Raw genomic sequence first — 6,095 nt, forward strand, 5'->3', positions numbered from 1 at the left:
GGTCTCGCCGTCGAGCACCTCCCGGGCGTATGCCGGGCTCGCTCCCTTTGCGAGCCGTCCCGCCCAGGCCGCCGGGTGCTTGACGTTCCACCACCGGGTGCCGCCCACGTGGCTGTGCGCGCCCGGCCCGACTCCCCACCAGTCGCCGCCGGTCCAGTAGATCCGATTGTGTGCGCAGGCGGCATCCGCCGACATCGCCCAGTTCGACACCTCGTACCACCCGAAACCGGCGGTGGTGAGCGCGTCGTCGGCGACGATGTACTTGTCGGCCAGGTCATCGTCGTCCGGCATCGGCAGCTCACCGCGTCTGACACGCGTCGCCAGCCGGGTTCCCTCCTCGACGATCAACGCGTAGGCGCTGACGTGATCCGGTCCCGCCGCGACGGCGGCCTCGACGCTGGCCCGCCAGTCGTCGACGCTCTCCCCCGGCGTGCCGTAGATCAGATCCAGGCTCACGTGCTCGAAGCCGGCGCGCCGAGCCTCGGCGACGGCCGCCTCTGGCCGCCCCGGCGTGTGTACGCGGTCCAAAACCGCCAGCACATGCGGCCGGGCGCTCTGCATACCGATCGAGATCCGGGTGAAGCCGGCCTCCCGCAGCCCCGCCAGGGCGTCGGGTGTCAGCGTCTCCGGGTTCGCCTCGGTGGTGACCTCAGCATCCGGGGCGAGCCCGAACTCGTCGTCGATCATCCGCAGAACTCGGCCGAGGTCCGCCGGCGGCAGCAGCGTCGGTGTTCCACCGCCGACGAACACCGTCGAGACCGGCGCGTCGGCATCGCCGAGCACGCGCCGCGCCAGCCGCAGCTCGGCGATGGCACCGTCGGCCCAGGACGCACGAGAGGCACCCGGGGCGTCGCTCAATTCGTCGGCCGTGTAGGTGTTGAAGTCGCAGTAGCCGCACCGCGTGGTACAGAACGGGACATGCAGATAGATTCCGAACGGCCGACGGCCCGACATCCGAGCCAGGCCGTCATCGGGACCCCTCTCGCCCGTTGTCCGGTGTCCGGCCGTTCCGAAACCCACGAGCGCGGACGGCGGAAGCGCACCGTCCTCGGGGACCGGCTCGCCGTCTGGCAACGTAGAAGGCACGCCCCATTCTCCCCGAAGCTCGTGGCCTCACGTAACGCGTGGGGCCGGGAAAGTCGGACTATGCGTCACTTGAGGCCATGAACCCGGGTCATATAGAGCGGCCTCAGGAGTACATCCGGTCCAGCACGTCCATGTAACGCTTCTCGACAGCCTTACGCCTGACCTTCATGCTCGGCGTCATGTCCCCGCTCTCGATCGAGAGGTCATGCGGCAGGATGTCGAACTTCTTGATCGTCTCCCACCGGTCGAGCCGGGCGTTCAGCTCGTCGATGTGCCCCTGGATCAGCTCGCGCACCTTGGGCGATCTGGTCAGCTCCTCATAGGAGAGCTCGCCCAGCCCGTTGTGCTTCGCCCAGTCTTCGATCGCCTCCGGATCAAGCGTGACCAGCGCCGTACAGTAGTTCCGGCCGTCTCCGTGGACGACGATCTGGCTCGCCTGCGGGCTGACAGCCTTGAAGATCACCTCGATCCTCTGCGGCGCGACGTACTTGCCGCCGGACGTCTTGATGAAGTCCTTCTTGCGGTCGGTGATGCGCAGGAAGCCGTCTTCCAGCTCACCGATGTCGCCGGTGCGGAACCAACCGTCCTCAGTGAGCACCTCCGCGGTGAGATCGGGCAGACTGTGGTAGCCGCGCATGACGGCCCCGCCACGCAACAAGACCTCGCCGTCGTCGGCGATCTTCACCTCCGTGCCCGGGAACGGCGCACCCACGGTTCCGAACCGCTTCTTGGAGGGGGTGTTCACGGCGACCGCGGCACTGGTCTCGGTCAGCCCGTAGCCCTCCAGGATCGTCATGCCAGCGGCATGGAACCATTCGGCGACATCCTGCGAAAGCTTGGCCGCGCCGCTGATGAAGAACCGGATGTTACCACCTAGGCGGCCCTTGATCTTGGAGAAGACCAGTCTGTCCGCCAGGCCGTACTGGAACGCCAGCAGGCCGCTGGGGCGCTTACCCTGCTGCTGAAGCACCGACACCTTGCGTCCGACGCCGAACGCCCAGTCGAAGATCTTCTTTTTGGCGCCGCCCTCTTCCTCGACGCCGGTGATGACTTTGGCCCGCACCTTCTCGAAGATCCGCGGAGCGCCTGCCATGAAGGTCGGCTTGACCACACCGAGGTTTTCGACAATGCGGTCGAGGTCGCCGTCCACGGCGGTCGGGAACCCGACCCGCAGCTGGATCGCCTCCAAGGTCTTGCCGAACACGTGCGACAGCGGCAGCCACAGATACTGGAGGTCGTTAAGGTCGACGAAGCCCAGAGAGTCGGCGGCCACCCCCTCGTAGACCCAGTTGTCGTTGACGAGGTGGACACCCTTGGGACGGCCACCGGTGCCCGACGTGTAAACCAAGGTCGCCAAGGTCTCTGGTCCTACGGCGGCGAGGGCGTCGTCGACCGCTGTGGGCTCCTTCTCCAGGTGCTCGCGGCCGAGCGTCTCCAGATCTTCCAGGGTGATGACCTTGTCACCGTCGCCCTCGCCGTCGATCACCACGACCTTGCCGAGCTCGGGCAGGTCGGCATAGTGCTCGAGGATCTTCTCGACCTGCTCGTCGTCCTCGGCGAAGGCGATCTTGGTGCCGGAGTCGGAGAGGATGTGCGAGACGTCCTCCGGGTTGGTCGACGGATACACCGTCGTGGTGGCCGCACCGATCGAGTTGATGGCGAGATCGGCGAGAATCCATTCGATCCGAGTGGACGAGGCTATCGAGACACGCTGCTCATGCTCGACGCCCAGCGCCAGCAGGCCGGCGCCGATACCCCACACTCGCTCCTTGGTCTGCCGCCACGACAGCGATGACCAGCCGCCACCCTCGGGGAATCGGTATGCCTCCCGGTCAGGTGTCTTCTCCACCCGTTCAAGGAACATCCTTCCGATCGACGGCGGACGATCCTTGGGGAGTTGGGGGGACTCCATCGTGCCGGCAGTCATGCGTCCTCCAAGGCCACAGAAGGTAGGCCAGATCGTTTCGAGCCTGGTGGTGGCAGATTACGACGTCGTTCGTCTCGAGAACAGTCTACGTCGCCCAGTTGTGGCCGTGTCGCGTCGAGGCTGTGAGCCGCGGGCCCGTCATCCGCGTCGTGACCTCAGCCGATGCGCCGTGCAGGCGCAGCATGCCGGCAACGGTAGCGTCCCAGGAATAGGCCTGCGCACGACGGCGTGCCGCCACCCGCACAGGTGGCCCCGCGCGGAGCAGATCCACCACGGCGTCCGCCATCGCCACCGGGTCGGACGGTGCCGTCCGGCCGGCGCCGTTGCGGACCAGCTCCGGCAGCGCGCCGGAGGAGCTGGCCACGACCGGGGTGCCACAGGCCATCGCCTCCAGCGCGGCGAGGCCGAAGGTCTCGTACGGACCTGGTGCGACGACGACGTCGGCGCTGGCCAGCATGGTGGCCAACCGCTCCCGATCGCCGACGAACCCGGCCATCGTCACCGGGAGGCCGAATGCCTGCTCGGTCACCATGTCGCGCACCGAGCCGTCCCCGCACACCACCAGCCGGACGTTGACCTCGCGCCGCAGCAGCTCCTCGACCATCGGGATGAGCAGGTCAGGCCGCTTCTCCGGAGACAGCCGCACGGCGACGAGAAGCACAGCGTCGGCACCACGCGCCATCTCGGAGCGCACGGCGAGGTCGCGCCGGGACGGGTGAAACTCGTCGACGTCGATGCCGAGCGGCACGTGCGCCAGATTCCGGGTACCGATCCGGATGAACTCCCCCGCTGCCCACCTAGTGGTACAGACCACGGTGTCGAAGGACGACGCCAATCTCCGGTTCCAGCCGTCCGCGATCCGCCGTGTCGGCATCACCCTGCCGAGGTGAAAGCGCAGGATGGCGTCGAGCCGCTCGTGCGAGAAGACCACCGAGGGGATTCCGCGGGCTCTGGCCCATGGGCCGATCCGAGAGAGGGTGAACCGGTCGGACACCTCGACCCGGTCGGGGCCGACTGCTGCCAGCACGTCTTCGACCGCATTCCAGCGCGTGATCATTCGGTACCCGCCGGTCATCGGCACCTGGGGCGCCGCGATCTCCACCAGGCGCCCGAAGGGCCGCGCCGTCGTACGGTTCCGCTCACCCGGAATGAGCATCACGACCTCATGGCCCGCCGTGGCGTACCCCTCGGCCAGGTGGTTGAGCATCGTCTTGATCCCGCCGGAATGCGGCGCGACGAAGTTCGCGGCCTGCAATATACGCACATCTCTTACCGTCGTGCAGAAAGTCGATATGCGGCCGACCACAACATGACAAGAGGGTGAACACCTTGTCGCGGGCGGGCGGAGAGAATCCTCCGCGGCGTCGGGTGCAATGAAGACGGGTTCCCCGTCCGTGGCGTCGGCGCGTTGCCGGGTTCCGCGAGGAGAGGAGAATTATCCGTCCTCGCTCAGTCGGTCACGAACGCGACACCGTGGGCGGGGATTCCCGCTCGCATGATGCGAACGCTGCTGATGGAGTCTCGCGCCTGATACGTCTCGGTGTTCGATGGGGCCGGACGAGAGAGTGAAGGACGCCGAGTTCAGCGGTACTGGACGGATTGGGCGTCGAGGATGGCGGTAAAGGCACGGGTCGCCCGGGTGAAGAGCTCCGGTCCACTGAACCCGCCGAAGCGCTCGCCGGACGACAGGTGCGGCTCCATGGAGAAGAATCCGTCGAACCCGTCGGCGTGCAGGGCGGCGACCGTGGTGGCGACCTCGCCGTCGCCTTCGCCCGCGGGCACGACCGTTCCGTCCGCCAGGAGCGCGTCCTTGATCTGGATGTAGTCCGTGTACGGGCGGAGCATGTCGTAGCCCTCGCTGTGCGGACGTACCCCACACTGCACGAAGTTCGCCGGATCCCAGGCGAGCTTCAGCTTCTCCGAACCGACGGACTCGACGATGTCCAGGCAGCGAGCCGGGATGTCGCCGTAGATCTCCTTCTCGTTCTCGTGCACAAGAGTGACGTCGCGCCCTTCGGTGCGTGCCGCCAATGCGGCCATCCGGCGCAACACCTCGTCGCGGTGGGCGGCCGGAGTGTCACCTTGTGGGATGAAAAACGAGAACAGCCTGATGAACGGCGCCCCGAGAAGCTCGGCGACGTGCAGGGCTCGATCGAAACGCGCAAGATGGGCGTCGAAATCGTCGGCGACACCGATCTTTCCTATCGGGGAGCCGATGGACGACGTCGCGATTCCGTACCTGCCGAGAGTGTCCGCTGCGCGCTTCAACTGGTCGTCGTCGAGATCGAGAACATTGGTCTTCCACGCACTGCGGAACTCGATGAAACTGATCTCCAGCTCATTCAGCACTCGGCATTGCTCGTCAAGGTCAGCCGAGATCTCGTCCGCGAATCCGGATAGCGTCCACACGCCTACATCAATCCCTTCTCGAAGCGGTCACATCAAGCGTCGGCACATCGAGTCGGCGCAGGTTGATGATCGAGTATGTCTGGGCTATCGCCGCCGCCGTTCTGGATGGCCGGTGCGGCTTCATCCAAGCGAGACGGGTTTGCCGCTGCGCGCCGACTCGTAGACACCGAGCACGAGCTCCAGCGCGCGACGGCCGTCGGTTGTGGTGACCGCCGGCGGGCGGCCGCTGGAGACCGCATCGACGAAGTCCGCGTATTGGTCGGGATGGTTCATCCCGCCGGTACCCCGGTCCTGTTCACGCACCTGCGCGGCTTCTCGCATGAAACGACCGCGGAGGCCGTCGTCGTCCGTGGGCTCGTCCACGGTGGACCGGCCGGGGTCGACGAGCGTGCTCTGCGCAGCCGCGTCCGGATCAGCAAGCGTGAAGGAGTCGAGTTCGTTCCCGCTGATGACCGCGATTCCACCGTCGCCGTGGACCGAGAGCCGGAGCGGCAGGCCCGGGTTGGCCGACGTCGTGGCGCTCAGCGTGCCGATCGCGCCGCTTTCGAATCTGACCACCGCGGCCACGGTGTCCTCGACTTCGAGCCCGTCATGAGCGAGCGTGTCGGCATACGCGGTCACCTCCACGGGCTTGCCGAGCATCCACACCAGCATGTCCGCCTGATGCACGCCC

At 66.8% G+C, this 6,095-nt stretch carries 4 protein-coding genes and 1 pseudogene; all 5 read right to left on the minus strand.

Annotated elements, in window-relative coordinates; translation table 11 throughout:
- Positions 1-1,086: pseudogene (gene hemW, locus ELR45_RS12805) on the minus strand (radical SAM family heme chaperone HemW); the annotation flags it as partial.
- 103 nt (positions 1,087-1,189) lie between these two features.
- Positions 1,190-3,013, minus strand: coding sequence for an AMP-dependent synthetase/ligase (locus ELR45_RS12810; RefSeq protein WP_129666460.1), 1,824 nt, complete (start codon positions 3,011-3,013; stop codon positions 1,190-1,192).
- 85 nt (positions 3,014-3,098) lie between these two features.
- Positions 3,099-4,277 (minus strand): glycosyltransferase, encoded by a 1,179-nt coding sequence (locus ELR45_RS12815; protein ID WP_129666462.1) that lies wholly within the window; start codon positions 4,275-4,277, stop codon positions 3,099-3,101.
- Positions 4,278-4,594: 317 nt separating this feature from the next.
- Entirely contained in the window at positions 4,595-5,422 is an 828-nt protein-coding gene (locus tag ELR45_RS12820) for a sugar phosphate isomerase/epimerase family protein (protein ID WP_129666464.1), read from the minus strand.
- Between the two features lie 120 nt (positions 5,423-5,542).
- On the minus strand, positions 5,543-6,095 hold a 553-nt coding region (locus tag ELR45_RS37710), incomplete at its 5' end, for a Gfo/Idh/MocA family protein (RefSeq protein WP_205856498.1).

Source organism: Phytoactinopolyspora endophytica (genome assembly GCF_004138495.1).
GTDB lineage: Bacteria > Actinomycetota > Actinomycetes > Jiangellales > Jiangellaceae > Phytoactinopolyspora > Phytoactinopolyspora endophytica.